12 protein-coding genes are annotated in these 15,429 nt (G+C 61.7%); 4 read left to right on the forward strand and 8 right to left on the reverse strand.

The features are described from left to right. Window positions 1-32: 32 nt before the first annotated feature. The 4 genes from A0W34_RS26935 to A0W34_RS26950 form a co-directional block, all read right to left on the reverse strand. Window positions 33-1,466 carry a phytoene desaturase family protein gene (locus tag A0W34_RS26935; RefSeq protein ID WP_063315533.1) on the reverse strand — a complete coding sequence of 478 codons (1,434 nt, stop codon included), beginning with the start codon at window positions 1,464-1,466 and terminating at the stop codon, window positions 33-35. Continuing rightward, on the reverse strand, window positions 1,463-3,310 hold the full coding sequence (locus tag A0W34_RS26940) for a DUF3556 domain-containing protein (protein WP_064075024.1): 1,848 nt from the start codon (window positions 3,308-3,310) through the stop codon (window positions 1,463-1,465). Before A0W34_RS26940 ends, A0W34_RS26935 begins: the two co-directional genes overlap by 4 nt. Window positions 3,311-3,395: 85 nt before the next feature. Further along, on the reverse strand, window positions 3,396-4,868 hold the full coding sequence (locus tag A0W34_RS26945; RefSeq protein ID WP_054826947.1) for a class I adenylate-forming enzyme family protein: 1,473 nt from the start codon (window positions 4,866-4,868) through the stop codon (window positions 3,396-3,398). 148 nt (window positions 4,869-5,016) lie between these two features. After that, entirely contained in the window at window positions 5,017-5,910 is an 894-nt protein-coding gene (locus A0W34_RS26950; RefSeq protein WP_007730552.1) for a LysR family transcriptional regulator ArgP, read from the reverse strand. 75 nt (window positions 5,911-5,985) lie between these two features. On the opposite strand from A0W34_RS26950, the gene A0W34_RS26955 reads away from it, so the two are divergent. Together A0W34_RS26955 and A0W34_RS26960 are read left to right on the forward strand one after the other, a co-directional pair. After that, entirely contained in the window at window positions 5,986-6,606 is a 621-nt protein-coding gene (locus A0W34_RS26955) for a LysE/ArgO family amino acid transporter (protein WP_081558566.1), read from the forward strand. 114 nt (window positions 6,607-6,720) lie between these two features. Further along, window positions 6,721-8,043: a ClC family H(+)/Cl(-) exchange transporter gene (locus A0W34_RS26960; RefSeq protein WP_081558878.1), complete on the forward strand. Its 1,323-nt coding sequence runs from the start codon at window positions 6,721-6,723 to the stop codon at window positions 8,041-8,043. 44 nt (window positions 8,044-8,087) lie between these two features. Here A0W34_RS26960 and A0W34_RS26965 read toward each other — a convergent pair whose 3' ends face one another. From A0W34_RS26965 to A0W34_RS26980, 4 genes are all read right to left on the reverse strand, one after another. Next, the gene (locus A0W34_RS26965) at window positions 8,088-8,957 is read right to left on the reverse strand and encodes a TIGR03619 family F420-dependent LLM class oxidoreductase (protein ID WP_081558879.1); all 870 of its coding nucleotides are present in this window, start codon (window positions 8,955-8,957) and stop codon (window positions 8,088-8,090) included. A 322-nt stretch (window positions 8,958-9,279) separates the two neighbouring features. Beyond that, entirely contained in the window at window positions 9,280-10,470 is a 1,191-nt protein-coding gene (locus A0W34_RS26970; protein ID WP_007730544.1) for a 4-hydroxybenzoate 3-monooxygenase, read from the reverse strand. Window positions 10,471-10,568: 98 nt separating this feature from the next. Further along, window positions 10,569-11,321, reverse strand: a complete 753-nt coding sequence (locus A0W34_RS26975; RefSeq protein ID WP_003943227.1) for an IclR family transcriptional regulator — start codon at window positions 11,319-11,321, stop codon at window positions 10,569-10,571. Window positions 11,322-11,370: 49 nt separating this feature from the next. Beyond that, window positions 11,371-12,738 (reverse strand): NAD(P)/FAD-dependent oxidoreductase, encoded by a 1,368-nt coding sequence (locus A0W34_RS26980; RefSeq protein ID WP_003942969.1) that lies wholly within the window; start codon window positions 12,736-12,738, stop codon window positions 11,371-11,373. Between the two features lie 124 nt (window positions 12,739-12,862). Between A0W34_RS26980 and A0W34_RS26985 the strand changes: the two genes are divergently transcribed. Further along, the gene (locus A0W34_RS26985; RefSeq protein WP_003943104.1) at window positions 12,863-13,753 is read left to right on the forward strand and encodes a LysR family transcriptional regulator; all 891 of its coding nucleotides are present in this window, start codon (window positions 12,863-12,865) and stop codon (window positions 13,751-13,753) included. A 93-nt stretch (window positions 13,754-13,846) separates the two neighbouring features. Next, on the forward strand, window positions 13,847-15,310 hold the full coding sequence (locus A0W34_RS26990; RefSeq protein WP_064687873.1) for an aldehyde dehydrogenase family protein: 1,464 nt from the start codon (window positions 13,847-13,849) through the stop codon (window positions 15,308-15,310). Window positions 15,311-15,429 lie beyond the last annotated feature (119 nt).

Here is a 15,429-nt window from a genome sequence, read left to right on the forward strand (position 1 = left end):
ACCGGCGCCTCGCTCCTTGTGCGATGGACTACTCACAGAACTTCCGCACCCTTTCGTCGCAGGTACTTCAGAGCCGATTCGGCTGCGTTGTACCCGCACATTCCATGTGCTCCGGCACCCGGCGGGGTCGAGGCCGAGCACAGGTAAGTGCCCGCGATCCCCGTGCTGTACGGATCGACTGCGACGCGAGGACGCAAGACAACCTGCAGTTCGGTGTTGGCACCTCCGATGATGTCGCCGCCTACCTGATTCGGATTGTCCTCTGCCAGGTCAGCTGTACCACTGCTCGACGTCGCGACGATCTGCTCCCGGAATCCTGGCGCAAACCTCTCGATCTGACGGATGATCGCCTCCGTAGCGTCGCCGGCGTAACCGTGAGGCACGTGCGCATAGGCATACAGCGGATGAACGTTCCCGGCAGATCGGGTGGGATCAGCCAGGTATTGCTGACCTAGGAGCACGAACGGCCGGTCCGGCATACGGCCTGAATTCGTCTCACGCTCAGCGGCCACGATTTCGTCGAAACCACCTGCCAGATGGACAGTTCCGGCCCGAGCACAGTCCCGATTGGTCCACGGCACATGACCTTCGATCGCAAAATCGACCTTGAATGCTCCGGGAGCCTGCTTGAACTTTCGATAGGCCCTCGCCACTCGGCCAGGGAGTCGATCGCCCAGAATTTCGAGCGCACCCCCCGGATTGACATCCAGCAGAACAACATCGGCGTCCGGAATCTCGGAGGCCGTACGAACCCGAACGCCGGTGTCGATCTTGCCGCCGTGATCGAGGAGCATCGCAGCCATCGCGTCGGTGATCGACCGCGAACCTCCCTCGGCAACCGGCCAACCGTAGCGGTGACCAGCAGCAGTGATCATCAATCCCACCGCCGAGGTGGCCGGACGGTTGAGTGGATAGAAGGCGTGTGCGGCAACCCCGCCGAACAGCGCCTTCCCCTTGTCCGTCTTCCACAGTTTGGCGGTCACCGTTGCCGGAAGCAGCGCTCGCGGACCGAAAGCTGCGAGCCGCAGCGGATGGTGCGGAACATTGACGATCGGGCGCATCAGGTCGGACGCCAGCGCATCGAACCCGGTCGACAAGTCAGCGAACATGCGTTGCCATCGAGGCCCGTCAGCGCCGAGTCCCGCAGCCGTCTGCTCCAGAGAGCGGTACAGAACCCCGGCGTCCCCGTTGTCGAGCGGATGCGCGCAGTCCACCTCTGCCCATCTCCAGATCAGCCCGTATCGCTCGAGGTCCAGCTTGGACAGGTACGGCGAGCCGATACCCATCGGGTGAAACGCCGAGCAGTGATCATGGATCAACCCCGGCACGTCGATCGGACCGGAGCGGGTGCCTCCGCCGATCTGGTCGGCAGCCTCGAGCACCTGCACGTCCACACCGCTACGTGCGAGGTGTACCGCGGCAGCGAGCCCATTGGGCCCGCTGCCGACGACTACGGCCTTTGTCACTTACTCACCTCTTGCTCGCTACCGCTGACCCTCGTACGCATCTTCGGTTCGGAGACAACCTGCGGATCCGTTGCCGCGCGGTCGGCCCGTACGTCCAGTGTCCACTGAACGTCGAACGGAATGGGCCCGTTCGGCAACCACGGCTGTTCGGCGACTGCGTCGGCGACCTTGAAAGTACCTCGTTCGATGACACCGAGAGCGGCATCGATCACCTGGTACTCCTGCGTTCCCTTGTGGATGGGCTGCGATTCGATCCAGGTCACCAGGAACTCACCGGGTGCGAAATTGCAGCGACGCTGAATGGCTGCGATCAACTTCGCGTCGTGCAGGTGCCCGTCACCGAAGTTGAAGGCGACGATGGAGTTGCACATGAACTCTGCTTCCCGCAGTGAGTACGTGTTGATGTCGTCGCCGAGGTGCCTGATCATCAGAGAGAACAGCGCACGCCCCTGGCTGTGCATGGAACGCCAGCCCAACAGCTGATGCAGAACGACATCGGACACATCTTCGGGGTACATCGTCATCAACTGATTGCGCGTATCCGGCGACGGACGCTTGATGAACTGGTCGATCTTGGCTTCAGCGCCCGGCGCGAATGCCCACGTCGCGGATGCCCAGTTGCCGGCGTACTGACGCATCGACGGCAGGAAGGACACCAGATCCGGTCGAAGGTTTCCGAGAATGGGGAAGAAGGCAAGGGCTGCAACAATTCCCGCGGTGATCCACGGTGAGGACATGGCGCCGAGTCCGTAGCCGTCCCATGCCGGGAATCCCAGGAACAGGAAGACCGAGGCATAGGCGAACAGAAGATTCCATTCGAGTGGGACGGCAAGCGGGAAGGTCGACGCGATGAACAGATGGAATCCGACCATGAGGATCACGGCGAGGATCGTGAGGGTCTTGTTCGTCGAGAACAGCAGTATCAACGGGGTGACGATTTCGACCATCGTTCCGGCCACGTGTGCGACGCCGCCGCCCAGGTGTGAAGGCCGCAGATCCTCCGGGAAATTCCGGTAGTGGGCGCGCTTGATCTTCTTCGACGGGATCCACGGGGTATTGCTGAGCATCGGAGGAACCACCAGCGAGAAATGGCGACCGAACTTCGAGACACCGGCACCGATCCACACCATGACGATCAGCAGTTTGAGCGCCAGGATCATGTCGACGAACGGCAGGAATGTGAAGAAGAAGATCGCCGGCAGGTACTGCTCACTACGGGCAGCGATGAAGGGCACCTTGTCCCGCAACCCGAGAATCACCATGAGTACCAGGAAGGAGTACAAGACCGTTGGGCGCACCAGTCCGGCATTGTCAGCGATTGCCGAATCGATTCCTGTGGTGTGAACACCGGGGAGAACAGCGGCAACAAGGAGATTGGCGACTGCGGCGGCATAGATGAAGACGTCGAACACCGTGCGGGTGTCACCCGAGGTGAGCGGCACTTTGCCCGGCCACGGTGGCAGACGAATCGTGCCGGGGCGGAGCCAGTAGAGAACTCCACCGGTCATCGGCTTGAAGTGGCCGGCGAGCGGTCCCCAGGATCCTGCCAAGCCCAGCATCTCGAGCATCATCGTCCAGATGATGAGTTTCTGGTAGACGATCGGCTGGTTCCACCACGATCCGATGTCGAACCACGAGAGGCCGGAAGTCAAAGTGGCAACGGCTGTTCCAGCTGCCAGGTAGAGGAACAACAGTTTCATGATGTAGACGGTGTGGACCATCTTCGGCGTACCGAAGCCGTAATCCACCCAGTGCGTGGACATGTCACGCAGACGCTCGAGAAACGGCTTGTCCATGAACGTTGCCGGATCGACGGGAGGGAAGTTTCCTTCTTTGAATCCCATGATGTGCTCCTGAAATACGGAATGTGGGCATGACGGATCGACTCGACGGACGTCGTCGAGCTGTGCTGGTATTACGGGGAAGTGACTAGTGAGCGGGAGTTGCGCTCAGAGCTCGTCTCATTCCAGGTTTGTCGATCTTGCCCACCGGGTTTCGGGGAAGCGCATCGACGACGTAGATCGCCACTGGCACCTTTACTCGGGTGAGCAAGGCCGTGACATGTTCGAGCAGTTCGTCTTCGGTGACGGGCGCATCGGGGTAGGCGACAACATAGGCAACTGGCACCTCTCCGTAGACCTGGTGCGGAGCGCCGATGACGGCTGCCTCGAGCACGGAAGGGTGTGTAGCGAGCGAGTTTTCGATCTCCTTGGGGTAGATGTTCTCTCCCCCACGGATGATCATGTCCTTGATGCGATCGACCAGGGTCAGGTAGCCGTCCTCGTCGAGGACTCCGACGTCACCGGTATGCAACCAACCATCCTTGACGGTCTTCGCAGTTTCCTCCGGCTTACCCAGATAGCCACGCATCACGTTGCCACCCTTGATGACCACCTCTCCGGCAGTCCCGGCGGGCGCAAAGGTTCCGTCCTCGGCAAGAATGGAAATCTGCTGGCCGGGCAACGCCGGGCCGACCGTACCGAGTTTGCGCACGCCGTCCACAGGATTGCAGGCCGACGCACAGGTCCCCTCGGTGAGTCCGTAACCTTCCACGATCACGAAACCGAAACGCTGCTCAGCGCGTTCGAGGAGTTCCTTGCTGATCGGCGCCGCACCGCACACGGCAAACCTCAAGGACGACGTGTCGATCGAAGGGTCTTCCGGCTGTGAGGTCAGCATCGCGTAGATTGCCGGCACCGCCGAGAAATACGTGGGGCGAAGCCGCGCGACGTCGTCGAAGAATCTCGAAACCGAGAACTTCCCGGTGACACTCACCTGTCCGCCGACAAGTAAGGGCGTCAAGACGCTGACGCAGATCGCGTTGACATGGAACAGCGGCAGAATCAGCAGGCAGTGATCCGCGCCGGTAACACCGATGTTCTTGCCCATCGACGAAGCCATGAACTGCAGGTTGGCATGAGTCAGCATCACTCCCTTGGGCCGTCCGGTGGAGCCGCTGGTGTAGATGAGCAACGCCAGATCGTCTGCTGCAACATCGATTCCGGGTCGGGGATCGGTCGGCGGCACTGTCGCCAGATCCTCGACGGCCAACACTGCGCGGCCGCCCGAGGGTGCGTCGGCAGTGGCGGTGATGACCAACTCGGCCCCGGAGTCCGCGATCTGGTAGTCCGCTTCGTTCGCGGTGAACATCGGATTGATGGGTGTAGCGGCAGCACCGATGCGCCAGGCAGCCATGATCGCGATCAGCAACTCGACGCGATTGGGCAGCATGATCGCCACCACGTCACCGAGGCCGATTCCGAGTCCAGCCAATTGCGCGGCAACAGCTTCCGTGCGATCTGCGAACTCTTCATACGTGAGTTCGACGTGGTCGTCCCGCAAGCACGGCTTCTGCCCGTACTTCTCTGCAAGATCCCAAGCCAGATATCCGATGTTCGCCACGAGAGTCAGCACCTTTCATTCGTGTGTGACTCAAAACACTATCGGCGTCCTGCGGCCGAAGAAACGGTCCCAGGGGATCAACTTGTCCAGGTTCTTTGTTCCCTGAGCACAACACCGCCCGAGCACAACACCGCACGTGCGGTGCACATCAGCTAGACGGCTGATGCAACACCTCGTGGGCGCGTCTGGTCACCACCTCGGAGATCCGGCGCAAGACAGGTGACGACAGTTTCCACTGCTGCCAGTACAGCGGAACGTCGTCCACGAAGTCCGGATCGAATCCGATCAGCACGCCGGAACGATCGTCGTCGCCGCGCTGCAGGTCCGGTATCAATCCCCAGCCGTATCCCCGCCTGACGGCGTCCGCGAAGTCTGCCGATGAAGGAACAAGATGACGGGGCGGATCGGCGGGGTGGCCGACCTTTTGATCGAGGTACCGATCCTGCAGCAGATCCTTGCGATTGAACACCACCAGCGGCGCCTCCGAAAGGGATTCGGCCGTGACACCGTCTGCGAACCAACGACGGCAGAACTCTGCACTCGCCATCGGCCGATACCGCATGATGCCCAACCGACTGGAGGTACACCCTTGAATCGGTGACGCAACAGACGTGACGGCAGCCATGACCGAACCGTCGCGCAGCAGTTCGGTGGTGTGGTCTTGATCGTCGAGATGAAAATCGAAACTGACTTCTTGCGTGAACTCCGCGAGGGCCCCGAGAACCCAGGTGGACAGCGAATCGGCATTGACCGCGATCGAGACACGCGCAAACATCCCTGAACCATTTTCAAGGCCGAGCTCTCGCACGGTGTCACGCGACAAAGCGTCTATCTGACGTGCAAGACGCAGGACTTCTCTCCCTGAATCGGTGACCTGGACGGGTTTGGTGCGCTGCACCAGGATCCGGCCAACCGAGGTCTCGAGACCTTTGATTCGTTGGCTGACCGCCGAAGGCGTGATGTGTAGTTTCCGCGCCGCCGCCTCGAAGGTTCCCTCGTCGACCGCGGCGTGCAATGCCCTCAGTTGCTCGAAATCCAACATAATCTGAAGCTACTCTGATGTGTCCTTAGAATCATTAGCTGGACTGAATGATATCTGCGCGGCAGGCTCGACAACATGCTCAGCACCAACGACCCTGCGTCGGCCCTCGTCGGTTTCGGGGTCGGACTGTCTTTGATCGTCGCAATCGGCGCCCAGAATGCGTTTGTTCTTCGTCAAGGCCTGACGCGATCGCACGTACTCCCGATCGTCGCAGTGTGCGCGTTGTCAGACGCAATTCTGATCCTCGCGGGCGTCAGCGGAATCGGGACCCTCCTCGAACACGCACCGTCGATGATCACGTTCGTTCGTATCGCCGGCGCCGTTTTCCTCCTCAGCTATTCGCTCTTCGCCGCCAAGCGGGCACTTCACCCCCAGACGTTGGCACCGGATCGACATGGCAACGGGTCGAGGCTTGCCGCCGTCACGATGGCATTGGCTCTCACCTGGCTCAATCCACACGTGTACCTCGACACCGTGGTGCTCATGGGTTCTATCGCCAACGGTCGCGGCGAGATCGGACGTTGGTGGTTTGCCGCCGGTGCCATCACGGCAAGTGTGGTCTGGTTCGGCGCCCTCGGTTACGGCGCACGTCTGCTGACGCCGCTTTTTGCGAAACCCAACGCCTGGCGGGTTCTCGATGCTCTGATCGCCGTGATGATGGCGGTTCTCGGAATCAGCCTGCTTGTCGAATGGTGACCAGGCTGCACAACCTCGATCCGACCCTGCGGGTAGCGGGATGGGTTACCGTCCAAGATGAGGAAGCTCAATTCACCTGTCGCGAGTTGTGACCATCAGGTAGGGCTGATCACGATGACCGAGGACGATGGCGGCACCGAACCGCGTGACTCCAACCGCGGACTGGGTTTGCTGTGTCTACTCGCTGCGGTCGCCGGCGTCGGGGTCGGATTTGTCGGCGGCGCGTTCCGTTGGTGTCTGATCAGGGCCGACGAACTTCGTCAGGCGATCGTGAACTGGGCGCATCACGTTCCGTACGTCGGGTGGCTCGTGCCGGTCCTCCTGGTGGCCCTGTGCACCGTACTTGCCGTACTGATCGTCAGACGAGTGCCCCTCGCAAAGGGAAGCGGCATCCAGCACGTCGAGGCGGTGTCCCGCGGTGAAGCGAAACCGCCGGGAATCAATCTCGTGCCCGCCAGATTCATCGGCGGCCTCTTGGCGATCGGCTCCGGTCTGGTTCTCGGCCGTGAAGGCCCCACCGTACACATGGGTGCGGCGATCGGAGCAGAAGCGGGACGGCGAGCCCGCCTCACCGAACCCGACGTCGCCATGCTGCAAACATCCGCGGCCGGAGCAGGTCTCGCTGTCGCATTCAACGCGCCGATCGCGGGGGCACTGTTCGTCTGCGAGGAGGTGACGCACTCGTTCCGGCTGCGCACCGTGCTGCCAACGCTTTTCGGTGTTTCAGTGGCGGTGGGCTGTGCACGGATCGTCATCGGTGATCAACCCGATTTCGAGGTCGGCACCGTCCCGACACCGCAACTCGCATTCTTGCCACTGTTCGTCGTCTTCGGAATCCTCACGGGGCTACTGGGTATTGCGTACAACCGCCTGATTCTGGGACTACTCGACATCGTGGCACGGCTCGACAAGATCCCGCCGACTGTCATCGGCGCAACGATCGGCGCCGTCATCGGCCTGACGCTGTTCCTCGACCTGTTGGCCAGTGGGGGCGGCGACGTTCTTGCACAGATGATCGTCGGCGGAAGGACCTTCGTACTGCCGATCCTGCTGCTGTACTTGGTGGTTCGGTTCTTCACCGGCCCGCTCTCGTATGCCGCTGGAACTCCCGGCGGACTGTTCGCTCCCTTACTCGCTCTCGGCGCGGTCTGGGGGTCGATCTTCACCGGACTGTCGAGCTTCGTGCCCGGAGTGGACGCCGGGCTCACGGTCACCATGGCCACCGTCGGTATGGCTGCCTTCTTCGGCGCCGTAGTACGCGCACCGTTCACCGGCATCGTGATCGTGGTCGAAATGACCGCGGTGACGTCGACGCTGGTCCCGATGCTCGCTGCCACTGCGGCAGCGGTATTCGTCACCACGTCGGCAGGGTCGGCACCTATCTACGACAGTCTGCGCGAACGGATGTTGGAGCCGCAACGCCCGCATACGGATTGATCCCCGCACACGGGTCATTGCAGCACGGGTGCGCTACGTGAATTTCAGAATTTGCAGATGACTTCCTCGGAGAACCTGCGTACCGCATCTTTCTTCGCTTCCAGGTCGCAGTCGAACCCGAGGCCGTACATGGCCCAAGGAATGACGATCGATTCCGTCACTCCGCTATCGGCCAGTTCCAGGGAGCCGTCGAGACCGAAGCGATCGGCGCAGACGGCCTGAATTTCGAACGGGGACTCGGCGCGCCCGTACTCGACCCGCAGGACGCCGATCCTCGCGATGAGAGCTTGCAGATCAGCGAAAGAGACTGTAGCCGAGGTCCAACCGTCACCCACTCGCGCTGCACGGCGCAATGCGGCCGCGGAATGTCCTCCGATGTAGATGGGGACGGGATCGATCGGCGCCGGGCTCATCTGCAGCCTGTCGAAGTCGAAGAACTTGCCGTGATGTTCGACCATACCGCCGCCTAGAACCAGTCGCAGTACCTCGAGCATCTCGTCGACTCGCGGGCCTCGATCCTTGGGGGAAGCGCCGCACCACTCGAATTCCTCTGGCGCCCAGCCCACACCGACCCCGAGACCGAAGCGGCCTCCTGTCAGATTCGCGACCGACCCCACCTGGCTTGCCAGCAGCAGAGGATTGCGTGAGCTGAGCTCGAGCACCTGCGGATAAAAGCAAATCTTCGACGTTCCGGGTCCCATGAAGGCCGCGGCAATCATGGGGTCTACAAATGGTGTCTTCGCGTCCCACATCCGCACATCGTCAGCGGTATACGGATACCCGGTAGCGCCCCGCTCGGGAAAGAACAGTGAGTCGGGCATCGTGATCGAAGAAAAGCCGCATTCTTCGGCCACTTTCGCAAGTGCAACGAGTTGAGAGAGGGGAATCATCGCCACGGCGAGGCTGAACTTCATCGGAAGATCCCTCTGTTCAGTTGACCGGAGCGACTGAAGTGCCTCGATGAGCTCGAAGTCGGTTCGCACCGATCGGCTTGGGAGACAGTGGATCCTGAACAGTCACTTCTTGCAACGCTCAGTCATACGACAACTCCCCCGCAGTGCGGTCGAAGCATCAGCCACCCTCGGTTGGACAAGGACGTGTTCGAGGTTACAAAGCTCCCGCTACTTCGGCTCGGCGGCTTCCCGCCAGGCGGACACATACCAAGAACTTCGGGGTCCTGGTGACACCTGGCACCCCACTCCCCCTGATTTCGCACCGTGCAACCTGCGAATCGGCCTACTGATGCAAGGGAGTTCCGACGTAGTTCTCGGCGATCAGCGTTCGTCCGGCCACGGAACGCGTGACCATGTCCAACTCGGCCAACTGTCGGCGATGCCCGAAACCGCTGTCGTCTGGCAAGCGATGGAGCATCGACGACATCCACCACGAGAAGTGCTGCGTCCGCCACACACGCGGCAACACCGTTTCGGTGTACCCGTCCAGCATCTTTCGGTCGGACGAGGTGAAGAAACCGTCCATTGCCTTCGCCAGTGCGTAGACGTCGGCGATCGCGAGATTCATTCCCTTCGCGCCGGTCGGCGGCACGGTGTGCGCCGCATCCCCTGCAAGAAACAGGTTGCCGTGCTGCATCGGCTCACACACGAAGCTGCGGAACTGGAGGATCGACTTCTGAAAGATCCTGCCGTCCTTGATCTCCGCCCCCTCACCGTCGACGCGCATGTGCAGCTCGTCCCAGATTCGATCGTCGGACCAGTTGTCCACGGAGTCGTCCGGATCGACCTGAAGGTAATGACGCTGTACCTCGGGCGTCCGTGTGCTGATCAGTGCAAACCCGCGCTCATGGTTGGCATAGATCAGTTCTTCGGACGACGGCGGCGCCTCGGCCAGGATGCCGAACCACGCGAAGGGATACTGGCGGAAATGATCTGTTCGGATCGACGGTTCGGGAATCAGCTTTCGCGTTCCGGTGCGTGAACCGTCGCAACCGGCCACCAGGGCGCACTCGAGCTTCTGATCATTTCCGTCCGAGTCGACAAAAGTGATACTCGGGCGATCCGATTCGTGATCGTGTACTTGCGCGTCGGACACTCCGAATCGAATGTCCCCGCCGTCAGCGAGACGCCGCGCGATCAGATCCTTGAGCACCTCGTGTTGCGGATACACCGTGACTGCTCGCCCGTCGGTCAGTTCGTCGAACGCGATTCGGTGCCCTCGTCCACCGAATCGCAACTCGATTCCGTGATGTTCGAGGCCCTCCCGCTTCAGTCGATCACCGAGTCCGGTCTCGACCATGAGATCAACCGTGTTCTGTTCGAGCACGCCGGCACGAATGGTGCCTTCTACCTCTTCGCGGGTGCGGCATTCCAGGACAACCGAATCGATTCCCTTCAGATGCAACAGATGCGAGAGCATCAACCCGGCGGGACCACCACCGACGATTCCGACCTGGGTGCGTGAAGAAGACATACAGAGAGCTCCTGAGGTGAGTGACGATTGAGACCACCCTCGACCACGATCACTCCTCTGAACAGCTGCAATTTCACTCAGTGAAAGACCGAAACGAGCTATCGAAACCCACCGCTACCAAGCCCGCGTGATATTCCACGGGCGGCCGCGACCAACGCCGGCAGTAAAGGAGCCGGATCCTGCTCCACCGGAACAACTGTCGAGACCGCTGCCACGACACTGCCCCCGGCTTCGCGGACAGGAGCGGCGACGGCAAGGGTTCCGACGTTCAGATACTCGCGACAGACCACGAATCCGGCGCGCCTGATCTCGTCGAGAGTTGCTCGCAAAATCCGCTCGGAAGTAATGGTTTTGGGAGTGAACGACTCGAGGCCGGCGCGAAGGACGTCGTCGAGAAGCTCGGTTCCGCCGTGCGCAAGGAGAATCAATCCACCGCTGGACGCGTGCAACGGCAATCTTCCGCCGGCACGGCCGACCACGGTGACGGCGCTACGCGAGGACAAGCGCTCGAGGTACAGAGCCTCGGTGCCCTCACGAACGACCAACTGCACGTTCTCTCGGGTGACCTCGTACAGGTCTTCGAGGAACGGCAACGCCACCTGCCGTAGGCCGTGAGCGCCGGGAGCGAGAGCGCCGATCTCCCACAACCGGACTCCGACCTGGTACTTGCCGTCACTCCGACGCTCGAGTGCGCCCTCAGCCACCAACTGCCCACACAGTCTATGGACGGTGGGCAGAGGCAAACCGCTGCGACGACTGATCTCCGACTGCGTCAACCGCGGCGATTTCGCGTCGAAGGCACCGAGCACGATAAATGCCCGGCCGATCAACGAACGCTCGCCTGATGCCATTCACACAGTGTGACTGACATCAGGCGAAACGTGTTCAGGCGGTGCGGAGCTACGCGGAGTGCGCCAATTCCGGTTCGCGTTCGGTCACCGGCGGCGTGGCCTCGATCTTCATCGGCTCCTGCGCGTAGTGGAAGTGCGGACGACGGTGACCGATGAACGAACCGAACCACGACATCACAGCGACATACCGGTTGCGGAAGCCCACCAGATACATCACGTGCACGGCCAGCCACATGAACCAGGCGATCGTGCCCTTGAACTCGACCTTGCGGACGCGACACACAGCGCTGAATCGGCTGATGATCGACATGCTGCCCTTGTCGAAGTATTTGAAAGGCGTTCCGGCCTTGACCTTTCCGTTCACAGTCTTCGCTGCATGACGGCCACCCTGCATTGCAACGGGCGACTGACCCGGCAGACCGTTCAGCGAAGTCATGTCGCCGATGGCAAAGACGTTGGCGAACCCGCCGACGGTCAAGTCCGGATTGATGAGCAGACGACCTGCACGGTCACTCTCACAACCGGTCGCCTCGCCGAGCACTGCTGCGAAGTCGTTGGCGCGAACACCGGCCGACCAGATGACGGTCTCGGCGTCGATGCGCTTCTCTTCCTTGGTCTTTGCCGAAGAGACGGTGACACCGTGCTCGTCGATGGCGGTGACCATGGTGTTGAGAACAACCTCGACACCCGACTTCTCGAGCGAGGCCTGTGTGTACTCACTGAGCTTGCCGCCGAAGGCCGGAAGCGCAACGCCCGCGCCCTCGACCATGGTGACCGTGACCTCGTCGGCGCTGATGTTGTTGATGGACTTGGCGAAGTAGCGACGCGCCAGTTCCTTGATCTGTCCGGCGAGCTCGACGCCGGTCGCGCCTGCACCGACGACAACGAAGCTGAGCAGGTTGCGGCGAACCAGCGCGTCGTTGGTGGTGTGAGCCTCTTCGAAGCAACGCAGGATCTGCTTACGCAGGACCTCGGCATCCTCGACGGTCTTGAGCTTGTAGGTGACCTTTTCGAACTCGTCATGACCGAAGTACGCCTGGGTGGCACCGGTGGCTGCGATGAGCGAGCGGTATCCGAGAGTGTGGCGGGTGCCCGAAGCCTCGTAGACGACGGTGTTCTCTTCGGCGTTGACCTCGACGACGCGACCGAGACGCACGTCGGCGTTGGGGTACTTCTGCAGGATCGTGCGGATGGGCGGAGCAACTTCGCCTGCCGACAGAACGCCCGTCGCCACCTGGTAGAGCAGCGGCTGGAAGAGGTGCTCGGTGGTGGCGGAGATGAGGACGAACGGCGTCTTGGACTTCGCGAGGGTCTTGGCCGCGGCGAGGGCTCCGAATCCCGAACCGACGATGACTACCTGAGTCTGCTCGTGTCCAGTCGCGTCGATGTCAGCGCGACCCGCAGCTGTTCTATCCACAACAAATCTCCTCAACCAAATTGAAAGTATGACTATTACGGTATGGACTGATCATGGGTCGGGTCCAGCTAGCTGGCGTATTCGCAAGACTGTTATCTCGATTGCTCATAAGTAAGCTGTCCTCATGGACTTCCGCCAACTCAAGTACTTCCTCGTCGTGAGCGAGGAACTGAGCTTCAGTCGCGCTGCCGAGCGCTGCTTCATCTCGCAGTCGGCGATCAGCCATCAGGTCGCCCGACTGGAGAAGGAGCTTGGCGCGACACTCTTCGAACGCTCGACCCGAGCGGTTCGCCTTGCCCCGGCAGGATCGCGACTCGTGCCCATCGCGCAGCAAGTCCTCAGCCTCGAAACGATGGCCTACTCCGTCGCACGCGACCCACGAGCCCGGATCCGGATCACCGGAAACATGAGCTTCGCCGCTCAGACGCTGGACGCCATCGCACACGTGCGCGAACTTCATCCGGACCTGGACGTCGAGTTCGTCATCAAGAGTTTTGCCCACCGCATGGACGCCGTGGCCTCCGGTGACGCCGACATCGCGCTGATTCGCGGCGGCGTCGACCGCCCCGGACTCGAACCCTTGGACCTCGGCGTCGAAGATCTGCTGGTCGTCATGTCGAGCCGGCACCCCCTGGCCGGCCAGCAAAGCGTCGACCTCAATGATCTGGCCGCATACCCCCTGCTCCTGCCGCCGCGCCAAAGCCAGGTGCTCATTCACAAGGTGGTCGAGGACGCGTTCCGCGAGATAGATCGACGCGTCCAACTGGGCCCAGCAATTCCGAGCGATCACACAGCCACGCTGGACGTGATCACCAACCCGCGCGCCTGGACCCTGCTGTATTCGATCACCGCAGGCGAATCTCCACGCGCCGGCATCAGCTTCATGCGAGAATCGCACGGCCGCTTGCGAATTCCCGTCTCGGGAGTGACCCGCAGCGGCGCCACCCACTCGACCGAGTTCGCCGATCTGATCCAAGCGCTCAAGGACGCCATGAATCCGTCTTTCACTGAGTGAAAGTGCGATGGTGATCGACTCCCCTCACGGAGCAACGTGGTGCACAACCATGTGATGCGGCGCGCGGTTGCATCCCTTTACCGAGGAGCGGCCATGACGCGTTTGCTGAGCGAACCTGTGTGGGAATCGAAGATCTTCGACGGCGAATGGGTTCGCGGTAGCGCCGACGATCGTATTGTCGTCGAGCCGGCCACCGGCAAGCAGTTGACGACGGTCGGCATGGCAACACCAGACGACGTGGCAGCCGCTGCAACAAAAGCTGCTGCAGCTCAGAAGGATTGGGCAGCAAGGCCGTACACCGAACGAGCCGCCGTTCTACGCCGCGCCGGTCAACTGTTCGAGCAGTACGCCGACGAAATCGGCGAATGGGTAATCCGCGAGGCCGGCAGCATTCCCGCCAAAGCCGGACTGGAAACCCACACCGCTGCCGAAGAGTGCTACAACGCAGCAGCTTTGGCCGCACACCCCATCGGCGAGGTGCTGCGCTCGGAGCAACCGCGGCTGAGCTTCTCTCGTCGCGTCCCCGTCGGCACCGTCGGCGTCATCGCACCGTTCAACTTCCCGATCATTCTGTCGATCCGTGCAGTCGCTCCCGCACTGGCACTGGGCAATTCGGTGATCCTCAAGCCTGATCCGCGCACGGCGATCTGTGGCGGTGTGGTTCTTGCCCGCATCTTCGAAGAAGCCGGTCTGCCTGCCGGAGTGTTCGGCATGCTGCCGGGTGGCGCTGACGCCGGTGAGGCAATCGTGGTTCATCCGAGCGTTCGCGTCATCGCATTCACCGGGTCGACCCGGGCAGGACGCGCTGTCGGTGAACTGGCGGGCCGCCATCTCAAACGAGCACACCTCGAACTCGGGGGAAACAACGCACTGATCGTCATGGACGACGTCGACCTCGAAAAGGCCGCATCTGTAGGCGCTTTCGGATCCTTCATGCACCAGGGGCAGATCTGCATGACCACCGGCCGCCAACTCGTCCACGAAAGTATCGCCGCCGACTACACCGCACTCCTTGCCGAACACGCCGACAAGCTTCCGGTAGGCGACCCGTTCACCGGTCAGGTCGCACTCGGACCCATCATCGACTCCGGACAACGCGACCACATCCACTCCCTGGTCACCGGAAGCATCGCGGCCGGAGCAAAACTGGCGGCCGGCGGCACCTACGAGGATCTCTTCTACCGGCCCACCGTGCTGGCCGACACCCCACTCACCGCGCCGGCATTCGCCGACGAAGTCTTCGGGCCAGTCGCACCGGTCACCTCCTTCGCCACCGTCGAACAGGCCGTCGCCATAGCCAACGATTCCGAGTACGGACTGTCACTGGGCATTCTGACCTCCGACGCCATGCGCGGGCTCGAGCTCGCCCAACAAATCCCCACCGGCCTCGTACACATCAACGATCAGACCGTCGGCGACGAAGCAGTCATCCCGTTCGGCGGTATGGCGTCTTCGGGTAACGGTGGCCGCGTCGGCGGTATCGGCGCAAACCTCGACGCCTTCACCGAAACGCAGTGGGTGACTGCGCAGAGCGCACTCCCGGTCTACCCCTTCTAGTCCGGAACACGCCGAGTTGGTCCTGAATACACCGAACTGACCCCAGGGGCTCACTGACCAGCATTGACGGGATCGATCTCGCGGACTTACCATCCAGAGAAAATTACTTCGGCACATTA

Origin of the sequence: Rhodococcus sp. BH4, assembly GCF_002079265.1 — a bacterium.
GTDB classification, from domain to species: domain Bacteria; phylum Actinomycetota; class Actinomycetes; order Mycobacteriales; family Mycobacteriaceae; genus Rhodococcus_F; species Rhodococcus_F qingshengii.